Annotated in this window: 23 protein-coding genes; 12 read left to right on the top strand and 11 right to left on the bottom strand. The window is 73.3% G+C overall.

Features of this window, described 5'->3' with window-relative positions; all coding sequences use genetic code 11:
* The first annotated feature begins 422 nt into the window (after positions 1–422).
* Both AB1460_RS02620 and AB1460_RS02615 read left to right on the top strand, forming a co-directional pair.
* A complete protein-coding gene (locus AB1460_RS02620; protein WP_368958914.1) occupies positions 423–1,793 on the top strand; it encodes a magnesium transporter MgtE N-terminal domain-containing protein in 1,371 nt (456 codons plus the stop codon).
* Complete coding sequence (locus tag AB1460_RS02615) at positions 1,790–2,416, top strand: DUF1003 domain-containing protein (protein ID WP_368958913.1); 627 nt, start codon at positions 1,790–1,792, stop codon at positions 2,414–2,416. Before AB1460_RS02620 ends, AB1460_RS02615 begins: the two co-directional genes overlap by 4 nt.
* Positions 2,417–2,453: 37 nt before the next feature.
* Here the strand turns inward: AB1460_RS02615 and AB1460_RS02610 are convergent, their stop codons facing one another.
* On the bottom strand, positions 2,454–2,795 hold the full coding sequence (locus tag AB1460_RS02610; RefSeq protein ID WP_368958912.1) for a chorismate mutase: 342 nt from the start codon (positions 2,793–2,795) through the stop codon (positions 2,454–2,456).
* Between the two features lie 332 nt (positions 2,796–3,127).
* Here AB1460_RS02610 and AB1460_RS02605 point away from each other — a divergent pair, with 332 nt between their 5' ends.
* Positions 3,128–3,958 (top strand): RecB family exonuclease, encoded by an 831-nt coding sequence (locus AB1460_RS02605; RefSeq protein ID WP_368958911.1) that lies wholly within the window; start codon positions 3,128–3,130, stop codon positions 3,956–3,958.
* Positions 3,959–4,128: 170 nt separating this feature from the next.
* On the top strand, positions 4,129–4,356 hold the full coding sequence (locus AB1460_RS02600) for a DUF397 domain-containing protein (RefSeq protein ID WP_071089227.1): 228 nt from the start codon (positions 4,129–4,131) through the stop codon (positions 4,354–4,356).
* A 192-nt stretch (positions 4,357–4,548) separates the two neighbouring features.
* Here AB1460_RS02600 and AB1460_RS02595 read toward each other — a convergent pair whose 3' ends face one another.
* A complete protein-coding gene (locus tag AB1460_RS02595) occupies positions 4,549–4,770 on the bottom strand; it encodes a DUF397 domain-containing protein (RefSeq protein WP_368958909.1) in 222 nt (73 codons plus the stop codon).
* Positions 4,742–5,641, bottom strand: a complete 900-nt coding sequence (locus AB1460_RS02590; RefSeq protein ID WP_368958908.1) for a helix-turn-helix domain-containing protein — start codon at positions 5,639–5,641, stop codon at positions 4,742–4,744. Before AB1460_RS02590 ends, AB1460_RS02595 begins: the two co-directional genes overlap by 29 nt.
* Before the next feature lie 359 nt (positions 5,642–6,000).
* Between AB1460_RS02590 and AB1460_RS02585 the strand changes: the two genes are divergently transcribed.
* On the top strand, positions 6,001–6,804 hold the full coding sequence (locus tag AB1460_RS02585; protein WP_368958907.1) for a hypothetical protein: 804 nt from the start codon (positions 6,001–6,003) through the stop codon (positions 6,802–6,804).
* On the opposite strand, the gene AB1460_RS02580 is transcribed toward AB1460_RS02585, so the two are convergent.
* Positions 6,771–7,544 (bottom strand): hypothetical protein, encoded by a 774-nt coding sequence (locus tag AB1460_RS02580; protein ID WP_368958906.1) that lies wholly within the window; start codon positions 7,542–7,544, stop codon positions 6,771–6,773. The two genes, AB1460_RS02585 and AB1460_RS02580, sit on opposite strands and share 34 nt — an antisense overlap.
* 181 nt (positions 7,545–7,725) lie before the next feature.
* On the opposite strand from AB1460_RS02580, the gene AB1460_RS02575 reads away from it, so the two are divergent.
* Positions 7,726–8,160, top strand: a complete 435-nt coding sequence (locus tag AB1460_RS02575; RefSeq protein WP_368958905.1) for an antibiotic biosynthesis monooxygenase family protein — start codon at positions 7,726–7,728, stop codon at positions 8,158–8,160.
* Between the two features lie 132 nt (positions 8,161–8,292).
* Here AB1460_RS02575 and AB1460_RS02570 read toward each other — a convergent pair whose 3' ends face one another.
* Complete coding sequence (locus AB1460_RS02570) at positions 8,293–9,363, bottom strand: hemolysin family protein (RefSeq protein ID WP_368958904.1); 1,071 nt, start codon at positions 9,361–9,363, stop codon at positions 8,293–8,295.
* On the bottom strand, positions 9,360–10,862 hold the full coding sequence (locus tag AB1460_RS02565; RefSeq protein ID WP_368958903.1) for a hemolysin family protein: 1,503 nt from the start codon (positions 10,860–10,862) through the stop codon (positions 9,360–9,362). The genes AB1460_RS02570 and AB1460_RS02565 overlap by 4 nt, the downstream gene beginning before the upstream one ends.
* Positions 10,863–11,108: 246 nt before the next feature.
* Between AB1460_RS02565 and AB1460_RS02560 the strand changes: the two genes are divergently transcribed.
* Both AB1460_RS02560 and AB1460_RS02555 read left to right on the top strand, forming a co-directional pair.
* Positions 11,109–12,029, top strand: a complete 921-nt coding sequence (locus AB1460_RS02560; protein ID WP_368958902.1) for a ParA family protein — start codon at positions 11,109–11,111, stop codon at positions 12,027–12,029.
* Between the two features lie 107 nt (positions 12,030–12,136).
* Positions 12,137–12,514: a hypothetical protein gene (locus AB1460_RS02555; RefSeq protein WP_368958901.1), complete on the top strand. Its 378-nt coding sequence runs from the start codon at positions 12,137–12,139 to the stop codon at positions 12,512–12,514.
* Between the two features lie 91 nt (positions 12,515–12,605).
* On the opposite strand, the gene AB1460_RS02550 is transcribed toward AB1460_RS02555, so the two are convergent.
* Positions 12,606–14,345: a DEAD/DEAH box helicase gene (locus AB1460_RS02550; protein WP_368958924.1), complete on the bottom strand. Its 1,740-nt coding sequence runs from the start codon at positions 14,343–14,345 to the stop codon at positions 12,606–12,608.
* Positions 14,346–14,925: 580 nt separating this feature from the next.
* Between AB1460_RS02550 and AB1460_RS02545 the strand changes: the two genes are divergently transcribed.
* Positions 14,926–15,675, top strand: a complete 750-nt coding sequence (locus AB1460_RS02545; RefSeq protein WP_368958900.1) for a ferritin-like fold-containing protein — start codon at positions 14,926–14,928, stop codon at positions 15,673–15,675.
* Between the two features lie 99 nt (positions 15,676–15,774).
* On the opposite strand, the gene AB1460_RS02540 is transcribed toward AB1460_RS02545, so the two are convergent.
* From AB1460_RS02540 to AB1460_RS02530, 3 genes are all read right to left on the bottom strand, one after another.
* Complete coding sequence (locus tag AB1460_RS02540; protein ID WP_071089244.1) at positions 15,775–16,002, bottom strand: DUF3107 domain-containing protein; 228 nt, start codon at positions 16,000–16,002, stop codon at positions 15,775–15,777.
* Between the two features lie 194 nt (positions 16,003–16,196).
* The gene (locus AB1460_RS02535; protein WP_368958899.1) at positions 16,197–16,862 is read right to left on the bottom strand and encodes a TetR/AcrR family transcriptional regulator; all 666 of its coding nucleotides are present in this window, start codon (positions 16,860–16,862) and stop codon (positions 16,197–16,199) included.
* Between the two features lie 185 nt (positions 16,863–17,047).
* Entirely contained in the window at positions 17,048–17,260 is a 213-nt protein-coding gene (locus AB1460_RS02530) for a hypothetical protein (RefSeq protein WP_368958898.1), read from the bottom strand.
* A gap of 215 nt (positions 17,261–17,475) precedes the next feature.
* Between AB1460_RS02530 and AB1460_RS02525 the strand changes: the two genes are divergently transcribed.
* From AB1460_RS02525 to AB1460_RS02515, 3 genes are all read left to right on the top strand, one after another.
* Positions 17,476–18,588 (top strand): Ku protein, encoded by a 1,113-nt coding sequence (locus AB1460_RS02525; protein ID WP_368958897.1) that lies wholly within the window; start codon positions 17,476–17,478, stop codon positions 18,586–18,588.
* 242 nt (positions 18,589–18,830) lie between these two features.
* The gene (moeZ, locus tag AB1460_RS02520) at positions 18,831–20,003 is read left to right on the top strand and encodes an adenylyltransferase/sulfurtransferase MoeZ (protein ID WP_018634527.1); all 1,173 of its coding nucleotides are present in this window, start codon (positions 18,831–18,833) and stop codon (positions 20,001–20,003) included.
* A 116-nt stretch (positions 20,004–20,119) separates the two neighbouring features.
* A complete protein-coding gene (locus AB1460_RS02515; protein WP_420497169.1) occupies positions 20,120–20,518 on the top strand; it encodes an MGMT family protein in 399 nt (132 codons plus the stop codon).
* Here the strand turns inward: AB1460_RS02515 and AB1460_RS02510 are convergent.
* On the bottom strand, positions 20,465–21,271 hold the full coding sequence (locus tag AB1460_RS02510; RefSeq protein ID WP_368958895.1) for an SDR family NAD(P)-dependent oxidoreductase: 807 nt from the start codon (positions 21,269–21,271) through the stop codon (positions 20,465–20,467). The two genes, AB1460_RS02515 and AB1460_RS02510, sit on opposite strands and share 54 nt — an antisense overlap.
* Positions 21,272–21,275: the final 4 nt, after the last annotated feature.

Here is a 21,275-nt window from a genome sequence, read left to right as displayed (position 1 = left end):
GATCTTCGAGAGTCGTCACAAACCTCGATGATCACCGGTGGCCTCTTGCGTGCCTGGACCGGCTCCACCTCAACGTCGCATCTCAACCATGACCCATCAGATCAAAATGATCACTAAAGTCCGGCTGGAGTACTAGGCCACCTCCGGCGCGGCCGTGGCATGGCGGCTGTGTCATGGCGGCTGTGTCATGGCGGCCGACGGGCATGGCAGCCGCGGCACGGCAGCCGCGGCACGGCGGCTGACGGGTGCGGCCTGATGTGATGCGCGCGGTCTCGCGTCCCGGCGTGTTGCGGACGGGCGGCGCGCGGGTAGCCTCCGGCCGTGACCCCTGCGCCTCCGGCACCGTCGCACGCGGCGCCGGCCCCGGTTTCCCCCGCCCCTGACGGCCGCCTGGCCGGTGCACGCCTCGCGGGAGGGCGGCGGTGACAGCGCGACAGGGCCCCTCCAGGGTCTACTGCCGGCGCCTCGCCGGGCTGCTGGTCCTGGACCCGAACGGCGACCAGGTCGGCCGGGTCCACGATGTGATCGTCACGCTGCGGCTGGGCCACGAGCCCCCGCGGGTCCTCGGCTTGGCCGTGGAGGTCCAGCGGCGCCCCATCTTCGTGCCGATCTCCCGGGTCACCGGCGTCGAGTCCGGCGCCGTGGTGCTCTCCTCGGCGCGGCTGAGCTGGCGCCGTTTCGCGCAGCGCCCGAACGAGACCCGGGTACTCGCCGAGCTGCTCGACCGCCGGGTCACGCTGCTGCCGCCGCGGGTGGAGCCGTCCGTGGACGGCACCGCCCCGCAGGGGCGCGAGGTGACCGTCGTCGATGCCGCCATCGAGCCGACCCGCGGCGGGGACTGGCTCCTCGACCAGGTCGCGGTGCGGGTCGGCAAGGGGCGCCGTGGCGAGGTCCGGACCGTCGGCTGGGACGAGGTCACCGGCTTCACGCTGCCGGAGGAGGGCCAGGGCGCGGCCAACCTGCTGGCCGCCTTCGAGCGGCTGCGCCCCGCCGACCTGGCGTCACTGCTGCACCATCTGTCGAGCAAACGGCGCGCGGAGGTCGCGGCGGCGCTCGACGACGAGCGGCTGGCGGACGTCCTCGAGGAGCTCCCCGAGGAGGAGCAGGTGGAGCTGCTCGGTGGCCTCGCCGCGGAGCGGGCCGCCGACGTGTTGGAGGCCATGGGCCCGGACGACGCCGCTGACCTGCTGGGTGAGCTGCCCACCGACGAGGCCGAGCGGCTGCTGCGCCTGATGGAGCCCGAGGAGGCGGCGCCGGTGCGCCGGCTGCTGGTCTACGCCGACGACACCGCCGGCGGCATGATGACCAGCGAGCCGGTGGTGCTGGCCCCGAACGCCACGGTCGCCGAGGCACTGGCGCGGGTGCGTGAACCCGAGCTCTCCCCGGCACTCGCCGCCCAGGTGTACGTGGTGCGCCCGCCGTACGAGACGCCGACCGGGCGTTACCTGGGGCTCGCGCACTTCCAGCGGCTGCTGCGGGAGCCGCCCAGCACGCTGGTGGGCGGCGTCATCGACGTCGACATCACCCCGCTGCGCCCGGACACCCCGCTACCTGAGGTGACACGTCACCTGGCCTCGTACAACCTGGTCGCGGCGCCCGTCCTCGACGACGCGGGACGCCTGGTGGGGGTGGTGACCGTGGACGACGTGCTGGACCACCTGCTCCCCTCCGACTGGAGGGAACGCCAGCTCGCCTCGGATGCCGTGAACCGGACCGGGCCGGGCGCGCCGCGGGCGGCTGTCGGCGCCCCACCGACCGGCGTGTCACCGGTCGGCGATCCGGCGGGCTCGTGACCAGACTGCTGCGCAGGCGCGGCGAGCGTCTCGACCAGCCGCGCCCGACGCGCCGGGCCCATCTGCGGCCCAGCTACGAGCCGGAGACGTTCGGGCGTGCCGCCGAGCGGATCGCGCGGTTCCTCGGCACCGCCCGCTTCATCGCCGCGCAGACCGTCGTGGTCGTGGTGTGGGTCGTCTACAACATCGTCGCGCCGCCGCCGGCGCGCTTCGACAACTACCCGTTCATCTTCCTGACCCTCGCCCTGTCACTGCAGGCGGCCTACGCGGCGCCGCTCATCCTGCTGGCGCAGAACCGGCAGGATGACCGGGACCGCGCGAACCTCGCGCAGGACAGGGAGACCTCGGTGCGCCTCCAGGACGACACCGGGTACCTGGCGCGGGAACTGGCCGCGATGCGGGTCTCCATCGGCGAGCTGGCCAGCCGGGACTTCCTGCGCTCCGAGCTGAAGGCCCTGCTCGCCGACCTTGACAGCGCGAACTCCGACGGGGGTGCCGGGGCTCGCGGGGAGCGGACGCGCAGGGACCGGCGGGAACGCCGCCAGCGCCCGGAGGAGACGGCGGCCCCGCGCGGCGGTGTCAGTGGCCCAGCCAGGTCCGGCAGGTCCCGCAGACCGGACTGACCAGGTCGGGCGGCGAGCCGGCGGGAGGCCGAGGGGCCTACGGGAGGTTGCCGCGGCAGAGGGTCAGCACGGCGAGCGCGATCTCGGCTCCCCGGGGGCCGAGCTCGTCCGCCCAGGAGGAGATGATCGCGTTCTCCCGCCCGTGCTGTACCCGCGGCCCACCGGCCTCGGCCCGCAGGGCCTGCACCTGGCGGGACAGCTCCTGGCGGGTGCTCACCAGCGCGCGCAGCCTGGCGTCGATGTCATCGATGAGGTGGCGACCCTCGTCGATGGAGGAGATGGTCGGCACGGCGGCGGGCGCGGCGGCCGTCTCGGGCTCGGCGGACGCGGCATTGCCGGCCGCGGCGGCGGAGCTGGAGGCGTCGACGACGTTCGTCACGGTGGGGGCCCTTCGGTAGGGCTCGGCGTTACCCGCGCCACGAAGGGCCCGGGGGTTGCCGGGCTGCGGTCTGGCGCGGAGCCGCGTGGGATCAGCGGCAGTGCGGGGACCGTACCCGGCCCCCATAAAACGCTTGCGGTGGACGAGGGTCGACCCGGCCGGCCACCGGCCGCCCGCGCCCGGCCCGTGGTGCGGTCCCGGTCGGCAGCGCCATCGCGCGCGCCTGAGACCCAACGAACCGCATGGACCGAGCATGCCAGGCGGGGTTCGCGCCGTCCAGAAGGTACGTATGTGAGACCTGGCGCGAGTCACGGCGGTGAGATGATCGGCTGATGGACCAGATGGAGCTGGCCGGGATGCCCCGTCGGCTGTTCTCCTGCACCCCGTCCCGCCTGGCGGCGTTCGAGGACTGCCCGCGGAAGTACCGGATGATCTACCTGGATCGGCCGGCCCCGCCCAAGGGCCCGCCGTGGGCGCACACATCCCTGGGTATCAGCGTGCACAACACGCTGCACCGCTGGTGGGAGGTGCCACTGCCGGCCCGCACCCCGGAGCGCGCCGGCTCCCTGCTGCGGACGGCCTGGGTCGAGGACGGCTTCCGCGACAGTGCACAGTCCGCGGCCTGGCGGGAGCGCGCCGCCGCGATGGTGGAGGGGTACACCGCCGGTCTTGACCCGGCGGCCGAGCCGCGCGCGGTCGAGCGCCAGGTGGCGACCCGGACAGAGCAGCTGGCCTTCCACGGCCGCGTCGACCGCCTCGACGAGCGCGGCGGTGAGCTCGTTGTGGTCGACTACAAGACGGGCCGGCGCCCCCTCGACGACGCCGACGCCCGCGGCTCGTCCGCGCTGGCCCTGTACGCGCTCGCCGCCGGGCGGATGCTGCGGACCCCGTGCCGCCGGGTGGAGCTGCACCATCTGCCGACCGGGTCGGTCGCCGCCGCCGAGCACACCGAGGAGTCGCTGGCCCGTCATGTGCGGCGCGCCGAGTCCGTGGCGCGGGACGTCACCGAGGCGACCGAGCGGCTGCGGGCCGGGGCCGACCGCGACGCGGCCTTCCCGCCCCGGCCCGGCACGCTCTGTTCCTGGTGCGACTTCCGGCGGCACTGCCCGCAGGGGCGGGAGGTCACGCCTGACCGCGAGCCCTGGGCCGGGCTGGGCGAGTGACCGCGGGTGGCAGGTTGATGCCGGGCGAGTGACGCGCCGATGCTCCTACCCGGTTTCAGGCGCCGCGCCTTCTACCCTTACCCGCAGGGGTGACGCGGTCCGGGGCGTGTCGCTCGCCGCCCGGCGGCCGGGTCCAGATGTCCGTTTCAGACAGGTCAGGGGCTGTTCCGGTGCCGCGCAAGTTCGATCTCTCCCATCGCGACCTCGCCACCGCCTCATGGCGTTCGGCCCGTCCGGAGGGCGATGAGCCCAACCGCGTGGAGGTGGCGCGGATCCCTGGCGGCATGGCGATGCGGGACTCCGACCGGCCGGTCGGCCCTGTCCTGCTGTTCACCGACGCGGAGTGGGACGACTTCATCGCCGGACTCGCCGACGGCGAGTTCGACCTGACGATCTGACGGCAGCAGGTTCCGGCGCGTTGGGCGCCTCGGAGGCGTCAGAGATGTCGTCGGCATCGTGACCTGTGCCGACGCCGGCGCAGGTGGCTGCCGCCTGCGCCGCCCAGCAGCGCCCCGCCGCCGGCCGATCGCGGCCCTCGGGAGGCACCGCGACGAGCCGGACGGCGGGCTGATCAGCCCCGGCTGGTTCCGTCAGGCCAGGTCGCCGGCGCGGACGGCGCTGACGAACGACGACCACGACCGCCCGGAGAACTCAAGAGTGCCTCCGGCGCGGTCCTTGGAGTCGCGAACGTAGGCGGAACCCGTTCCGGGTGCCCATTCGACACAGTTCCCGCGCGGCTGGCTGTGGCTGCTCGTCCTCCAGTGGAGAGACTCGAAGCCACCCTTACCGCCGCTGGCCGTGTATGCCTTCACCCTGTTTCACCTTCTCGACTATGCGCATGATCATGGCACCTGCCTCGTCAGGACCGAGAGAGCAGGCCCGCAGTTTCTCGAACGCGACCTTATAGCGGCGCACCTCGTGTGCCTTTTCCAGGTAGACCGCGCCGGAGAGAGCTTCCAGATAGACCACAGGCTGGTCCCGCGTGTCGGGGAACTCGAAAAGAGTGAACGGAAAGCCCTGAGCCGGGTAGCCGCCGGCCTGGAACGGGATCACCTGGATGATGACGCGCCCGCGGGCCGCCTCCGCGAGCAGGTGCTCCAGCTGCCCGCGCAGGACGTCCGGCCCGCCCACCGGCCGGCGCAGGACCGCCTCGTCGAGGAGCGCGTGGACCAGCGGCCGGCCGCTCCGGCCGCTCCGCTTCTGCCGCTCCCGCTTGAGCGCCACCGTGCGCTCGGCGTCGGTCGGTGAGCCGTCCCGGTCGAAGTCCAGTGCGAGGGCGCGGGCGTACTCCTCGGTCTGCAGCAGCCCGGGGACCAGCACGGACTCGTAGGTGAGGATGGTGTCGGCGTCGCCCTCCAGACCGATCAGAGTCTCCAGCCACTCCGGAACGGCATCCCCGAACGACTGCCACCAGCCCTGCTCCTTCGACTGGCGCACCAGGTCCAGCAGGGTCTCCCGTTCGGGAGTGTCGTGGAGCCCGTAGAGCTCGAGCAGGTCGCGAACGTCGCGGATGCGTGCCGGGGTCCGCCCGGTCTCGACCCGGCTGATCTTCGACGGCGAGCATTCCAGGTGGCGTGCGGCGTCGTCCGCGGACAGGCCGGCCTGCTCGCGTAGCCGGCGGAGCTCGGCGCCGAGCCGCCGGCGGCGCACTGTGGGACTTCCCCCGATGGTGAGCTCGGACATGGTGCCTCTCTGTGGCTGTTTTCGTGGGCGCTCTGCGCGTCATCCCTGCCCGGCTGTTGCCCGGCCGGGGCATACACCTGGCCTGTACACCCCGTGTCGCGGTGTTTTCGGCAGCGCCGGGGCATACCCGCGGGACGCGCGGCGTACGGAGCTGAGTACACCAAACAGGGAGCGATCTCCGCCGCCGCGGGGTTACCACGAGTTTGTGTCCATTTAAATAGTTTGCTGAATATAACGGTTTGCGTGCCAATGTAGCCTGAGGGTCATGATCTCAGCATAAGTTGCCGGCGCCTTGAAACAATGGATGCACAATCATGGTGAATGCATGTGCGCCGATCGCATGGCCAGACTGACACTGAGTGTCCGGTATCTTGCTTTTGGTGGCCAGGTCGGCCCGCCCTCACGGGGCGTCGTCGCTGGTGGACGGGGTGATCGTGATGGAGGGCTGGGTAGGCGCCCACGCGGTGGGTGCGACCGGATCGAGGTCCAGCGGGTTCGTCGGATCGGTGTTCGCGGGTCCTGACGGGGCCCTCGGGGCGCGTTCGGTCGGTGTCCCGCGAGCCGCGGGTCCAGTGCACACCGCGGGCGCCGCCGGGCCGGTGGGTTGGGCCGCCGGGTCGGTGGGCCGGGTCGGGCCGGCTGGCGCAGCCGGTGCGGCCCGACTGGCTGAGACGGGGGGAACCACCGGGGCGGTGGGCGGCGGCCGGGGCGGTGCCGAGATCGACCGCTCGGTCGCCGAGGCCTGCCGCTACCAGGTGTTCGACGGGGACGACCAGTTCGTGGGTGTCTTCGAAAGCTGGGACGCGGCCCACGCCTGGGGGCACCGCCGGGCTGCGGAACCCGGGGCGCGGCTTCCCCTCCGCATCGAGGACCACCTCGACGGCCGCACCTGGACCGTCGAGCCTGGCCTGTGTCAGCTTTCGGTCTGGCGCCGCCAGCCCGAGCCCGAGCCGCCGCCGGTGTATGTCACCGCCGCCGCCGAGGCTGCCGCGGCCGCCGGGCCGGCCTCGGCCGCCCGTGCAGCCCCCGGCGCGGGTGACTCCGAATCCGGTGACTCCGAATCCGGTGACTCCGAATCCGGTGACACCGAGTTCGGAGGCTCCGGGTCCCCGGCGGTTGCCGGGCCGAGTCAGGCCTGGCAGGCGGGTACGGGCAGCGGGTAACCGGCGCGGGACGCGCGGGCGTGGCCTCGGCGTATCTCCTTCGCGAGCGCCTTCAGGTAGCGCCGGCTGGCAGCGGCAGCCTGCCCGTCCGGCCTCGAGACCAGCCCACCTCGCCCAGGAAGGCCCGCGACCCGTCCGGCGCCGCACACCATCACCGAACGGGACGGGAGCAGGTACCGCCCCCGCACGTACTCGCCGATCCACCGCCCCTGCGGCCCGGCCAGCTCCGGATCGGATGAGACCCGGAACACGCCTTCCAGCTCAGGGTGGAAGACACCGCCGAAGAAGCCATCGGCTCCGCGGACGAGCTCGGGCGGCGGTGGCGGCCCAGGGGTGTCCCAGCGCACCGGTCCGATGCCGGCCGGCGGGCCGACCAGCACGACCGCGTCCTGATCGGGCAGCTGCTCCGGCCCGTGCTGCGGCGCACCGCCCAGCACGGTGAAGGGGCGGCGTCCGCCAGGCCCGGCGCGCAGCACGAGCGGCTCGGGCAGCACAGTGAGCCGGTCGACGAGGCCGAACTCACCAAGCTCCCGGGCTGCCGCGCGGGCTGCCAGGCCGGCGCCACCCGCGACCACGGCGATCGCGTCCAGCCCGCTGTCGACGAGGGAGACGAGCGCGGTCGCCCCGGCGTAACCGCGTGCCTGCGGGTCCGCACTCGCGCGGGACGGGCTCCGGGGAGAGGGGTCCTGGGAAACAGCGCCGGCCTCGATGAGCACGGCGAGACGGGGGAGACGGGACACGTCCGCCGACTGTAGTGACCACTGCCGGCGGTGGTGGCGGGGCCTCCCGGGCACCGGCCCGGACGCCGGTCTCCCGCACGTGCCGCTGCTGGCGCCGGCTCGGTCGCCAGCCCCGACAGGCATGGGACGGTCGTGGGGCCGGCCCCGCCGCAGCGTCCCGCCGCGCACTACCGTGGCGGACATGAGTGTCGTGAAGATCAATGTCCTGACGGTTCCCCCGGCGATGCGGGAGACGTTGGAGTCGCGGTTCGCCGGCCGCGCCGGGATGGTCGAGAAGGCCGACGGATTCGAGTGGTTCGAGCTCCTGCGGCCCCTGGAAGGAACCGACACCTACCTCGTCTACACCCGTTGGCGCAGCGAGGAGGACTTCCAGAAGTGGCAGTCCTCGATGGCCTTCAGCGAGGGGCACCGGGCCGCGGGCGCCGAGGCCGCGCCTGGGGCCCACGGCCATCCCGGCGGAGCGCCCACAGCTGCCCCGGCCGGCAACGGTGCCCCGGCCGGCAACGGTGCCCCGGGCGGTCACGGCGGCCAGCCGGGCCACGGCGGACCGGCCGCAAGCGGGGCCACCCTGTGGTCGTTCGAGGTCGTCCAGAGCGCCGCGCCGGCCGCGGGCTGACCAGGCACGGCGGTTGTACCCGACCCGCACCGTCCGGCCGGGTCGCGCTCGTCTGATCGGCCGGGCTCGCCTGCACCGCGGGCCCGGCCGGAACGGCGGTCACGGGCCGGAGCCGGCGGTGGGTTCCCACTGTCAGGGGCTGGCGGCATCGGCGGTGTCCGCCGCGTCGGTATCGCGATGGCTCGCGTCCTCGACCTCGCCGACGAACTCCTCCACGACGTCCTCCATCGCCACGACGCCGAGAGTGGCGCCGGTCGCGTCCACGGCGCGGCCGAGATGGCTCCTCGTCCGCTGCATGAGCCGCAGGACCTCGTCGAGGTTCAGGTCCACGGGTATCCGCGCCATCGGCCGCAGGCGCCGAGGCGGCAGCGGTTCGTCCCGGGCCTCCGCCGGAATCCCCAGGACGTCCTTCGCGTGCAGGAAGCCGGCCAGCTCGGCGTCGGCACGGACCGGGAAGCGGGAGAACCCGGTTTCGGCCACCCTCCGCTCCAGCTCGGTGGCCGTGACCGTCCACGGGACGGTCACGGTGTCCGCGAGCGGCACCATCACCGAGCGGGCGGTGCGGCCGGACAGTTGCAGGGCGTGTGTGAGGAGCTCGTGCTCGCCCGGGTGCAGCAGGCCCTCCTGCCGGGACTGCCCGATCAGCGCCCCGAGCTCCTGCGGGGTGTAGGCGGAGGCCAGCTCGTCCTGCGGATCGACGCGCAGCAGCCGCAGGATCGCGTTCGCGAAGGCGTTCAGAAACATGATGAACGGGCGCGTGACGCGGGCGAACGCGAACAGGGGAGGGCCCAGCCAGAGCGCGGCGCGCTCCGGCCCGGCGATGGAGAGGTTCTTCGGGACCATCTCGCCGAGGACCATGTGCAGCGAGACGACGATGAGCAGGGCGATCGCGAACGCGATCACATGCTGGGCGTCGGACGGAACGTGGGCGGCGTCCAGGCCCGATTCCAGCAGGTGGGCCATCGCCGGCTCGGCGACGGAGCCCAGCGCCAGCGAGCACACGGTGATGCCGAGCTGGGTGGCGGCGAGCATGGGGGAGAGGTGCTCCATGTGCGCCAGGACGGCGGCCGCGCGCTTGTCGCCGCTTGCGACGAGCGGTTCGACGCGGTCACGGCGTGCAGAGATCAGCGCGAACTCGGCCCCGACGAAGAAGGCGTTCCCGGCGAGCAGGAGCAGCCCGGCGGCGAGAGCCAGCAGGTTCATCGGTGGTCCGCCCGGCCCGCGGTGGTCGCAGCGGTCGTGGCTGCCCCCGCGGTCGGCGCGGCGACGAGGCGGACGCGGTCGATGCGCCGGCCGTCGACCGCGACGACGACGAGCTCGTTGTGGTCCACGACCGCGACATCCTGCGGCTTCCCGAGGCGGCCGAGCCGGGCCAGAACTAGGCCGCCGACGGTCTCGTACGGGCCGTCGGGCAGGCTGATGCCGGTCTCCTCCCGCACCTCGTCCAGGCGCAGCAGGCCGGACAGCAGCCACTGGCCGGCGGAGAGGGCCACCACGTCCGGCGACGCCGGCCGATCGTGCTCGTCGTCGACCTCGCCGACCAGTTCCTCGACGAGATCCTCCATGGTCACGATGCCGTCCATCCCGCCGTACTCGTCGATCACGACGGCGAGCTGGAGGCCGCCGCGGCGCAGTCGGTGCAGCAGGACCTCGCAGTGCAGCGACGCGGGGACCAGCAACGGCTCGACCATGAACTCCGTGACGCCGCGGCGGGCGCGTTCCGCCGGGGGCGCCCGGAACGCGTCCTTGACGTGGACGACACCGATCACGTCGTAGGCGTCTCCGTCGTTCCTGCTGTCGCCGGCGTTGGCGTCGTCGCCGGCGTTGGCGCGGTCGCCGGCGTTGGTGTGGCCGCCGGCGTTGGTGTGGCCGCCGGCGTTGGCCTGTTCGACGCCCGCGGCGTCGCCGCTGCGGGGAGTGGTGCCCCGCCCGGCGCGCAGGACGGGGAAGCGGGACAGGCCGGTCCGCTCGGCGAGCCCGAGCAGCTCCGCGAGAGACGTGTCGGCGTGGACGAACACGGTCCGCATCCGGGGTGTCATGACGTCCGACGCGTGGCGGTCACCGAACCGCAGTGATCTGCTCAGCAGGGAGGCCGTGGTGACCGGGAGCGTCCCGTGCTCGGCGGACGACGCCACGATCGATCCCAGCTCCTCGGAGGAACGGCCAGTGCGCAGCTCGTCCTGCGGCTCGACGCCCACCGCCCTCACCAGCACGTTCGCGGCCCCGTTGAGCAGGCTGATCAGCGGCCGGAAGACCCGGGAGAACAGCACCTGCGCCGGCGCGACCGCCCGGGCGACCCGTACCGGCTCGGAGATCGCCCAGTTCTTCGGGACCAGCTCGCCGAAGACCATCTGCGTCACGGTCGCCAGCACCAGAGCCAGGGTGATGGCGACGAACCCGCTCGGTGCCGGCGGCAGCCCGATCGCCTCCAGCGGCGGCCGCAGCAGGGTGGCGATGGCGGGCTCGGCGAGATACCCGACGGCAAGGGACGTCGCCGTGATGCCCAGCTGGGCGCCGGAGAGCTGGAACGACAGCGACCGCACCGCTCCCAGTACGACGCCGGCGCGGCGCTCGCCCGCCTCGGCGTCCTCGGCGACCTGGTGCGGCTCGACGGCCACCAGCGCGAACTCGGCCGCGACGAACAGTGCGTTGCCGGCGATCAGGAGCACGGCCACGAGCAGATAGCCGGCGGCCTCAAGCATGCTGATGGCTCCCTCTGGTCGGCCTGGTGGGTGTGAGCTGTGCGCTGTGCGCGCTGCCCCGGAGGGGGCCCTGCCCCCGGTAGCGCCCGGAACACGGCTCGCGGCACCAATGCTCCGGAGATCTCACGAAAGGCGCCCTTGGTGCGTCCCCGCTTGGGCGGTTTCGTCCCCACGGTTGCCGCCAGCGCAAGATTCAGTCACACATAGTGTTGTCGTCAGGCTGTTTCAGTTGCCACACTGATCGGTGTGGCCCGGGTTCTCGCTGTAGCCAACCAGAAGGGTGGCGTGGCCAAGACCACCTCGGTGGCGAGCCTCGGCGCCGCGTTGAGCGAGCTCGGTCAGCGTGTCCTGCTGGTGGACCTCGACCCGCAGGCGTGCCTGACCTTCTCCCTCGGCCTCGACCCCGACGTGCTGGAACTCTCCGTCCATGACGTGCTCCTCGGCCGGCTGCCCGCCGGGATCGTCACCCGCCCGACCCCCGACGGCGCCGATCTGCTGCCCGCCACCATCGAGCTGGCCGGCTGCGAGGCGATTCTGCTGTCCCGCACCGGGCGGGAGCACGTGCTTCGCCTCGCCCTCGACGAGGTCGCCGACCAGTACGACTTCGTCCTCGTCGACTGCCCTCCGTCGCTCGGCGTCCTGACCATCAACGGGCTGACGGCCGCGGACGAGGTCGTCATCCCGCTGCAGTGCGAGACGCTCTCCCACCGCGGGGTCGGGCAGCTGCTCGACACGGTCGCGGACGTCCAGCGGCTGACGAACCCGCGGCTGCGGGTCCGTGGGGTCCTGCCCACCCTCTTCGACGCGCGTACCGCGCACAGCCGCGCCGTCATGCTGGACGTCGCCACCCGCTACGAGGTCACGATCCTCGAGCCGCCGATCGCCCGGTCGGTGCGTTTCGCCGAGGCACCCGGTCTGGGCCGCTCGATCCTCACCACCGCGTCCCGCTCGAAAGGGGCGGAGGCGTACCGGGCGCATGCCCGCGCCATCGCCGGACAGGACTCCGGCTCCGGCTCCGGCATCACTGCTGGCACCGGACCTGGCACCGGTCCTGGCCGGGGCGGGCCGCGGCGGCTGCCCGACGGGCGGCCACCGGTGCCCCCCGTGGCCCGCCCGCCCGCGCGGACTGTCGGGCCGGGCGCCGCCGTATCCGGCGCGCCGGTGTGAACCCGCGCGCGTCAGCAGGCTTCGAGCGCCTGCGCCCGCGGGGGACGGCGGGGGGTATCCGTAGCGCGTCCGGGCAGGACACCGGCGGTGCCCGCACGGACGGGGCGGTGAGCGGCGCCGGGTTGGGCGGCACCGGGCGGGGCGGCGCCGGCATCCCTGCCTCCAGGCCCGTGCCGCTGCGGGAGCGGGTCGTCGACATGCCGGCGACCGACAGTGCCCGCGGGCGCGGGGCCTCGATCGGCCGCGACGCGCACGGTAAGCGAGCCCTCTACAGCGGGGTGCGGCCGCCCGGGAGCCGGCGGCCGACACTCGCCATCGCCTGCTCCCGCTGCGGTCGCAGCAGCGCGGTCGGCCTGTGGAGAGCGCTTCTGGTGCTCACCCCGAGCATGCACCTGCCGTTGCCGCTGCGACACCCGTCGCTCCTGCGCTGCCCGGCCTGCGGACGGCCCAGCTGGGTGCGGATAGCGCTGCGCGCCAGGCCCTGACGTGCCGCAGGGCTCCAGACGTGCCGCAGAGCCCCGGACATGCCGCAGAGCCCCGGATGTCACCGGAGCCCTGCGGTTTCGTGCGGGTGTGTCAGGCGGATTCGGCCCGGGGGGCGTGGTCGTCGGCGTCGGAACCGACGTCGCCGTCACTGCCCGGCTCCGAGCTCGTGTCGCGAACGGTGCCGGAGCCGGTGCCGCGCCCGCGACCACCGCGCCGACGGCGCCGCCGGCGGGCCGGCTCGGCGGACGGATCGGTGGAGGCGAGGTCGAGACCGTCCTCGTCCGCCTCCGCGGACACGCTGTCGTGCCGCATGGTCGTCTCGCCGCCCAGCACATGGACCTCGGCGACGGAACCGTCGGTGACGCCACCGGCCGGAGTACCGGCCAGATCCGTCACGTCGGCGTCGGGGCCGGCGTCCACGCTCGGGTCGCCGGGCGCCCCGTCGGCTCCGGCCACGCTGAGCCCGCTCGCCGCGGCGGCAGCGCCGGCACCGCGGGTGCGCTGGCGTACGCGGGTGCGCGCGGGACGGGCCGGCTGCTCCTCGGTGCCCCGCTCGCGGGTGCGCGGCCGGCTGCCGCGCCGGCCACCGCCGCCGAGGTCCTCGACCTCTTCGGCGGCGAGCCCGGCCCGGGTGCGGGCGGCGTGCGGCAGCGTGCCCTTCACCTCGGCCGGGATCCCCAGCAGCTCGAACAGGTGCGCCGAGGTGGAGTAGGTCTCCAGCGGCTCCTCGAACGGCAGTGCCAGCGCGCGGTTCACCAGCGTCCACCGGGGGAGGTCGTCCCAGTCCACGAAGGTGATCGCGACACCGCTGCCGCCGGCCCGGCCGGTGCGGCCGATGCGGTGCAGGTAGACGTTCTCGTCCTCGGGGCACTGGTAGTTCACGACGTGGGTGACGCCGCCGACGTCGATGCCGCGGGCGGCCACGTCGGTGGCGACGAGCACGTCGACCTTGCCGGCGCGGAAGGCGCGCAGGGCCTGCTCACGCTGGCCCTGGCCGAGATCGCCGTGGACGGCTGCGGCGGCGAAGCCGCGTCGGGCCAGGTCCTCCGCCACCTTGTCCGCCGTGCGGCGGGTGCGGACGAAGACCATGGCGAGGCCGCGGTCCGCCGCCTGGAGGAGGCGGGCCAGCACCTCCATCTTGTCCAGCGCGTGGGCGCGGAAGACGTGCTGCTGGGTGTTCGGTACGGTCCTGCCCTCGTCCGGCTGCTCGGCGCGGACGTGTACCGGCCGCGTCATGAACCGGCGGGCCAGCGAGATGACCGGGCCGGGCATCGTCGCGGAGAACAGCATCGTGTGCCGGTCGGCCGGCAGGAACGCGATGATGCGCTCGACGTCCGGCAGGAAGCCGAGGTCGAGCATCTCGTCGGCCTCGTCGAGGATCAGGGTGCGGACCTCGCTGAGATCGAGCACCTTCTGCCGGGCCAGGTCGAGCAGCCGGCCCGGCGTGCCGACGACGATGTCGACGCCGACGCGCAGCGCGCTGAGCTGCGGCTCGTAGGCACGGCCGCCGTACACCGCCAGCACCCGCAGCGCGCGGCCGAGGCCGGCGCGGGCGATGTCCGCGGTGACCTGTACGCACAGCTCACGGGTGGGAACGACGACGAGGGCCTGCGGGCGCCCGGTCGCGCCCTCGTCCTTGGCCGTGGCGACCTGGACGACGGGGATGCCGAAGGCGAGGGTCTTGCCGGTGCCGGTGCGCGCCTGCCCGATGATGTCGGTACGGGCGAGCGCCAGCGGGAGAGTCAGCGCCTGGATGGCGAACGGCCGGAGGATGCCGACCTCGGCGAGTGCCGCAACGGTCTCCGCGCGGACGCCGATCTCGGCGAACAGCGGGGCCTCCTGCGGAGCCTGCTCCGGGGCCTGGTCTGTCAGGCCGGCCGGGGACTCGCTGACGGCTTCGGTGGGGCTGGTGGTTTCAGAGTCGGTCGATGGTGTGTCTGTGACGGACAGCGGGACACTCCTGGTCTGCTCTGAGCGGTGTCCGTTCGCTGAACCCGCTCGCGATTCGCCGCGCGGCGCCAGCGGCCCGATTCCCCGGGGCGGCGTCAGTCGATCAGCGGCCTGTTGGCTGGGTGGTGTGATGACCACCGGCTGAGCCCAGGATAACCCGTGTGCCGCCCCGAGTGGGTGTGATATTGCAAGGTTCCCGGCCAGGCTGGCCCACGAAGTCGTTGCCGGGCACGCCCGATGGCCGCTGGATTTCGTGGTTGCGAGTGCCCCGCGGCACGGCTTCCGCCGTCGCCGACCCGTCCGGCAACGGTCGCTGACATCTCTCGGACACCACTGCGACCGGCCCCCCGATCAGGCCCGATCGACTCCTGGCGGCCACCGGCATCCGCAGGCCGCGACCCGGGGCGCCGCCGCGGACAGAGGCGACGGGCGGAGCATCGGGAGGTGCCAGAATCACGCTGTGGCGCAGACTTCGCAGACCCGCACCGGATCCGTTCCCACCGACGTGAACGCCGGCACCCGTGCCGCCGCGCCCACGGCCGACGCCACCGGAGAGCCCGTCAGACCGGGAACGGCGGACCCCGCCCTCGTCGACCTGCTGGGTCTGCTGGCGTTCGGTGAGCTGACCGCCTTCGAGCGGATGGCGACGGATGCCCGGATGGCTCCGGCCCTGGCCGACAAGATCGCACTGGGCCGGATGGCGGCGGCCGAGTTCGCGCATTTCGAGGCCATCGAGCGGGAGCTGACCCGGCTCGGCGTGGACATGGAGCAGGCGATGGCGCCGTTCGTGCCCGCGCTGACGGCCTTCCACAACCTGACGGCCCCGTCGGACTGGCTGGAAAGCCTCGTCAAGGCCTACGTGGGTGACAGCATCGCGGCGGACTTCTACCGGGAGATCGCCGGCCGGCTCGAGCCGGGCCCGCAGGCACTGGTCCTGAGCGTGCTCGCCGACGCCGGCCACGCGGCCTTCGCTGTCGACCGGGTGCGCGCCGCCATCGACAGCAACCCGGCGGTCGCCGGCCGCCTCGCGCTGTGGGCGCGTCGTCTGGTCGGTGAGGCGCTGACGCAGGCCCAGCGGGTCGCGGTCGACCGGGACGCGCTGACGAGCCTGCTCGCCGGGGTCGGTGACCTGGAGCAGATCGCCGCCATCTTCAACCGCATCATGGCCGCGCACGGCCGGCGGATGTCCGCCCTCGGCCTCTCCGCCTGAGCTCCGGGCTCGGATGTGCTCCGGCTCCGGGCCTGACCAGGTGTGCTCCGGCTGACCGCGGCCAGCGTCACGGCGGCGGCCAGCCGGCTCATGCCGCTGTCAGGCGGTGCCGAAACCGACCCGGCGAGACTCGGACTCGGCGATCTCGACGTAGGCGAGCGCGTCGACCGGGACGACGACCCGGCGCCCCTTCTCGTCCACGAGGGTGAGAAGCCCGGTCTTGCCGCCGACCGCCTCGTCGATCAACGCGGCGACCGCCTCCGGTGACTGGCTGCTCTCCAGTACCAGCTCGCGACCGACCTGCTTGATCCCGATCTTGACCTCCACTCGATGACCTCCGCGTGGTCGAGTTTGCTGGGGCGCGTGCCGACGGTGACGGCTGCCTCCGTCGGACGATCAGCGCCCACACTATGGCCTTCCGGCCCCGGGACGGGCCCGCGGGACCGCTGTTCGCTCCCGGCACACGCCGATGCCACCGCCACCGGGCGGATCGGTACCGGGGACCAGGGCCGTGACCGGAGCTACGCGTTCTCGGCGGGGGGCACCTGACGGGGGTACCCGGCGATCCCACGCCAGGCCAGCTCCACCAGCTGCTCCACGGCGCGCTCCTTCGATATCGCGGCACCGCGCAGCAGCCACCAGCGTGCCCCCGACTCGGCCTGGCCGACCAGCCCGACCGCGAGCAGATCGGCCTCGTCCTGGCCGAGGCCGGTGTCCGCGACGATGGTGGCCGCGATGGCACGCACACACTGGGCGAAGTTGTCCTCGACCCGCTGCCGCACGGCGGGCTCACTGCGCAGGTCGGACTCCAGGACGAGCTGGTGCGCGCCGCTCGGGTCGCTGACGAAGTCGAAGTAGGCCCGGACCGACCGCTCGACGCGCACGTGGTTGTCGGACGTCGAGGCGAGCGCCGCCCGCACGGCCGAGATCAGCCGCTCCGAGTGCTCGTCCAGCAGCGCCAGATAGAGGTCGAGCTTGCCGGGGAAGTGCTGGTAGAGGACGGGCTTGCTGACGCCGGCCCGCTCGGCGATCTCGTCCATCGCCGCCGCGTGGTAGCCCTGGGCGACGAAGACCTCCCTGGCCGCGCCCAGAAGCTGGAAACGCCGGGCGGTACGGGGCAGCCGGGGCGTCCTTCCCGGGCGCGACGGTGATGCCGCAGGTCCGGGCACCACAGGTTCGGCTGTCACCCGCGCACCTCCTGGCAGGTCACCGGCGTCCGTCGAACACACGCGGGCCGTCGGTGCGCAGCCACGTCGACATCGTGCCAACACTACCCGCGCCCGGGCCTTGATCCTCCCGTTGCCCACCACTGCGCCCGGACCACCCGGTTCCCCCTGCTCCGTCGGCCCCGTCTACCGGTATTCCTCCTCGTCTACCGGTACTCCTCCTCGTCGTCCTGCTCGACGACGAGGCGCTGTTCGACCGCGTCGAACTCGTCGGCCTCGGCAGCGCCGCCGGCGGTGCCGGGCGAGGCGTCGGCGGCCTGGCCCTCGCCCTCCCCGGCGGACGGCGGGCGCAGGTCCCGGGACTGCTCGGCGGCGTCCGCGTCCGGGACGTCCAGCAGCCGCTCGGTCGATGACCTCATCGCGTCGCTCCCTCATCGCTCGTCGCTCGTCGGCGGACTCGTCAGTGGCCTTGTTCGTGGCCGCCTGGTCGTGTTGCGCGGCCCAGCTGGTCACCGTTTGGCCGCCAGGCTCCGATACCCGCCGTCGGCGACGCTGATACACGGGCCGACCCGTGGGTTTTCCCGTGGTCTTCCAGTGGGACACCATTGGGTTGATGCGACGTGAGGGGCGGGACATGCGTTCGATCTGGAAGGGTGCGATCTCGTTCGGCCTGGTGTCGATCCCGGTCCGCCTGTACTCCGCCACCCAGGAACGGGACGTCTCGTTCCACCAGGTCAGGCGTGCGGACGGCGTGCGGATCCGGTACCGGCGGGTGGCCGAGAGCGACGGCGCGGAGGTCCAGTACGCGGACATCGCCAAGGGCTACGAGCTGCCCGACGGCGAGACGGTCGTCCTCACCGACGAGGACTTCGCCAACCTGCCCCTGACGACGTCCCGTGCCATCGACGTCCTGGAGTTCGTGCCCCTCGACCAGGTCGACCCCATCTACTTCGCGAAGAGCTACTACCTCGAGCCGGACCGTCTGGGCGTCAAGCCGTACGTCCTGCTGCGGGACGCGCTCGCCGGCTCGGGGCGGGTCGCGCTGGTGAAGGTCGCGCTGCGCCAGCGTGAGCAGCTCGCCATCCTGCGGGTCCGGGACGACGTGTTCGTCCTGGAGACGATGCTGTGGCCGGACGAGGTACGTGAGCCCGAGTTCGACTTCCTGTCCGACGACGTGGACGTCCGGCCGCAGGAGCTGGCGATGGTGACGTCGCTGATCGAGACCCGCGCCGCCGACTTCGACCCGACCAGGTTCCGCGACGGCTACCGCGAGGCGCTGCAGGCCGTCATCGACGCCAGGATCGCCGGCCGGGAGGTCGTCAGCCCCGCGGCGGGGGAGGAGGCCGCCGGGCCGACGGGTGACCTGATGGCGGCGCTGCGGGCGAGCATCGAGGCTGCCCGCCAGGGGCGGGACGACGGTTCCGCTGGCGCCTCCGCCGACGGCTCCGCCGACGGCTCCGCCGACGCCACGCCGGCGGCACGAAGGGGCCGGGCGAGTCACGGCGGCGCGGGTGCCAGGAGCGGCGGAGCCAGGAGCGGCGGTGCGAGGAGTTCCGGCGCCAGAAGCACCGGTGCGAAGAGTGGGACGAAGAGTGGGACCAGCGGGGCGAAGGCGGGCGGCGCGAAGGCCGGCGGGACGAAGGCGAGCGCGCGCGGGGGCACGGGAGCTGGCACGAGAGCGAAGAGGAAGCCGGAGGTGGCCGCGGAGAAGGAGGCGGGCCCGCGCTCCACCCGCCGCTCGGCCTGACGCCCCCCCGGAGCGTGGGTGCCCGGCTCGGTGGGCGGGAACACCGGCCGGCGGGGAACACCGCGGGTGGGAACCCGGCTGGCGGGAACATCGCGCCGCCGGCATGCGCTGCACCGGGGGAGGACCTCGGGTGCCGTCCGCGGTGTGGCCGGCCCGGGGCCACGCGAGCCGTCGATCACGGCTGCCGGAGCGGGCGGCTGTGGCATCGTCGGGTGGTAAGACTTCAGAAGGCGAGGAGCAACGTGTCACTACCGCCCCTGGTCTCCCCCGCCGAGGGGCTGACCGTCGACGAGGTCCGCCGGTACTCGCGGCATCTGATCATCCCCGACGTCGCGATGGACGGGCAGAAGCGACTCAAGAACGCCAAGGTGCTCGCGGTGGGCGCCGGCGGCCTCGGCTCACCGACGCTGATGTACCTGGCGGCGGCGGGTGTCGGCACGCTGGGCATCGTCGAGTTCGACGTCGTGGACGAGTCGAACCTGCAGCGCCAGATCATCCACGGGCAGTCGGACGTCGGCCGCAGCAAGGCCGAGTCGGCGCGCGACTCCGTCCGCGAGATCAACCCGTACGTGAACGTCGTGATCCACGAGACCCGGCTGGACACCTCCAACGTGAAGGAGATCTTCAGCCAGTACGACCTGATCGTCGACGGCACGGACAACTTCGCGACCCGCTACCTGGTCAACGACGCGGCCGTGCTGCTGGGCAAGCCGTACGTCTGGGGCTCGATCTACCGGTTCGACGGGCAGGCGAGCGTCTTCTGGGCGGAGCACGGCCCCTGCTACCGCTGCCTCTACCCGGAGCCCCCGCCGCCCGGGATGGTCCCGTCCTGCGCCGAGGGCGGTGTGCTCGGGGTGCTGTGCGCCTCGATCGGGGCGATCCAGACCACGGAGGCGATCAAGCTGCTGACCGGCGTCGGCGACCCGCTCGTCGGCCGGCTGATGGTCTACGACGCCCTCGAGATGTCCTACCGCTCCATCAAGGTCCGCAAGGATCCGGAGTGCCCGCTGTGCGGCAAGAACCCGTCGATCACCGAGCTCATCGACTACGAGGCGTTCTGCGGTGTGGTCTCCGAGGAGGCCCAGCAGGCCGCCTCCGGTTCGACGATCACCGCCGCCGAGCTGAAGGGCATCCTGGACGGCGGGGAGCCGATCGAGCTGGTGGATGTCCGCGAGCCCGCGGAGTGGGAGATCGTGCGGATCCCCGGCGCGCGCCTGATCCCCAAGGGTGACCTGCCGGCGCACCTGTCCGAGCTGCCGCAGGACCGGCGGGTGGTCGTCTACTGCAAGAGCGGCGTGCGCTCCGCCGAGGCGCTGGCCACCCTGAAGGCGGCCGGCTTCTCCTCGGCCGTGCACGTCCAGGGCGGGGTGACCGCCTGGGCCACCCAGGTGGACAAGACCCTGCCGGTCTACTGACCGCCCCCACCGGCGGGCGGACCGGGTCCGGGCCCGAAGCTTCTGGCTTCGGGCCCGGACCCGTCGCCGCGGCGCGGATCCACGCCGGCGGCGCGCCGACCCCCTACGCGCTGGCTGTGCTGGACACCGTCGCGCGTATCCCCCCAGGCAGGGTCATGACCTACGGGGACGTCGCCGAGTACGTCGGTGCTGGCACCGCGCGCACGGTGGGGACCGTCCTGGCCCGGTTCGGCGACGAGGACGACGTCCCGTGGCACCGCGTGATCCGGGCGTCCGGGGAGCCCAACCCGAGCGCACCGGCCGAGGCCCTGCGGCGGCTGCGGGCCGACGGCACGCCGCTGGGCCGCGGCGGCGACCGGGTCGACCTCGGCCGCGCCCGCTGGGACGGGGAGGTCGGCGAGACCGAGGATGCCGAGGAGACCCAGGAGACCCAGGAGGCCGGCGAGGTCGGGGCGATGGCGTCAGCGGGCGGTGAATCCGCCGTCGGCCGAGTAGACGCTGCCGGTGACCAGTGAGGCCCGGGGCGACAGCAGGAAGCTGACGACCTCGGCGACCTCGTCGGCGGTCCCCAGCCGGTTCGTCGGCTGGAAGAACCGCGCGCCGCGCTGCCCGTGGACCATCCCGGTGTCGATGAACCCGGGTGCCACCGCGTTGACCCGGATGTTGCGGGTCGCGTTGTCCAGCGCCGCCACCCTGGTCAGGCCGATGACGCCGTGCTTGGCGGCGACGTAGGCGGGGGTTCCCTGGAGGCCGACGGTGCCCAGCACGGAGGCCATGTTGACGATCGAGCCGCCGCCGTTCGCGAGCATCGCCGGGATCTCCGCCCGCAGGCTGTAGAAGACCCCGGAGAGATTCACCGCGAGCACCCTGTCCCAGTCGGACAGCGGGGTGTCCTCCAGCGGTGCCCGCTCGGTGGCCACGCCGGCGTTGTTGACCGCCAGGTCGAGGCGGCCCTGGAGCTCCACAGTGGTCCGGACGGCGCCCAGCACCGACTCCGGGTCGGCGACGTTCACCTCCAGGACCAGGGCACCGCCCCCGGCGCCCTCGATCTGGGCGGCGACATCCTTCGCCGTGGCGATGTCCTGGTCGGCGAGGACGACGAAGGCGCCGGCGGCAGCGAGCCGACGTGCGCAGGCGGCCCCGATCCCGGCCGCGGCGCCGGTCACCAGCGCGACCTGGCCCGCGTGCTCCTCGAGTGCCGACTGTCCCGCGGACGCGGCCCGATCGGTGCCTGCCGGGCGCGCCGTGCCTTCCGTGCCTTCGCTCATACCG

This window comes from Parafrankia sp. FMc2 (assembly GCF_041008525.1).
Classification (GTDB): Bacteria; Actinomycetota; Actinomycetes; order Frankiales; family Frankiaceae; genus Parafrankia.
The sequence above is the reverse complement of the archived record's forward strand: the minus strand, read 5'-3'. Positions and strand labels throughout refer to the sequence as shown.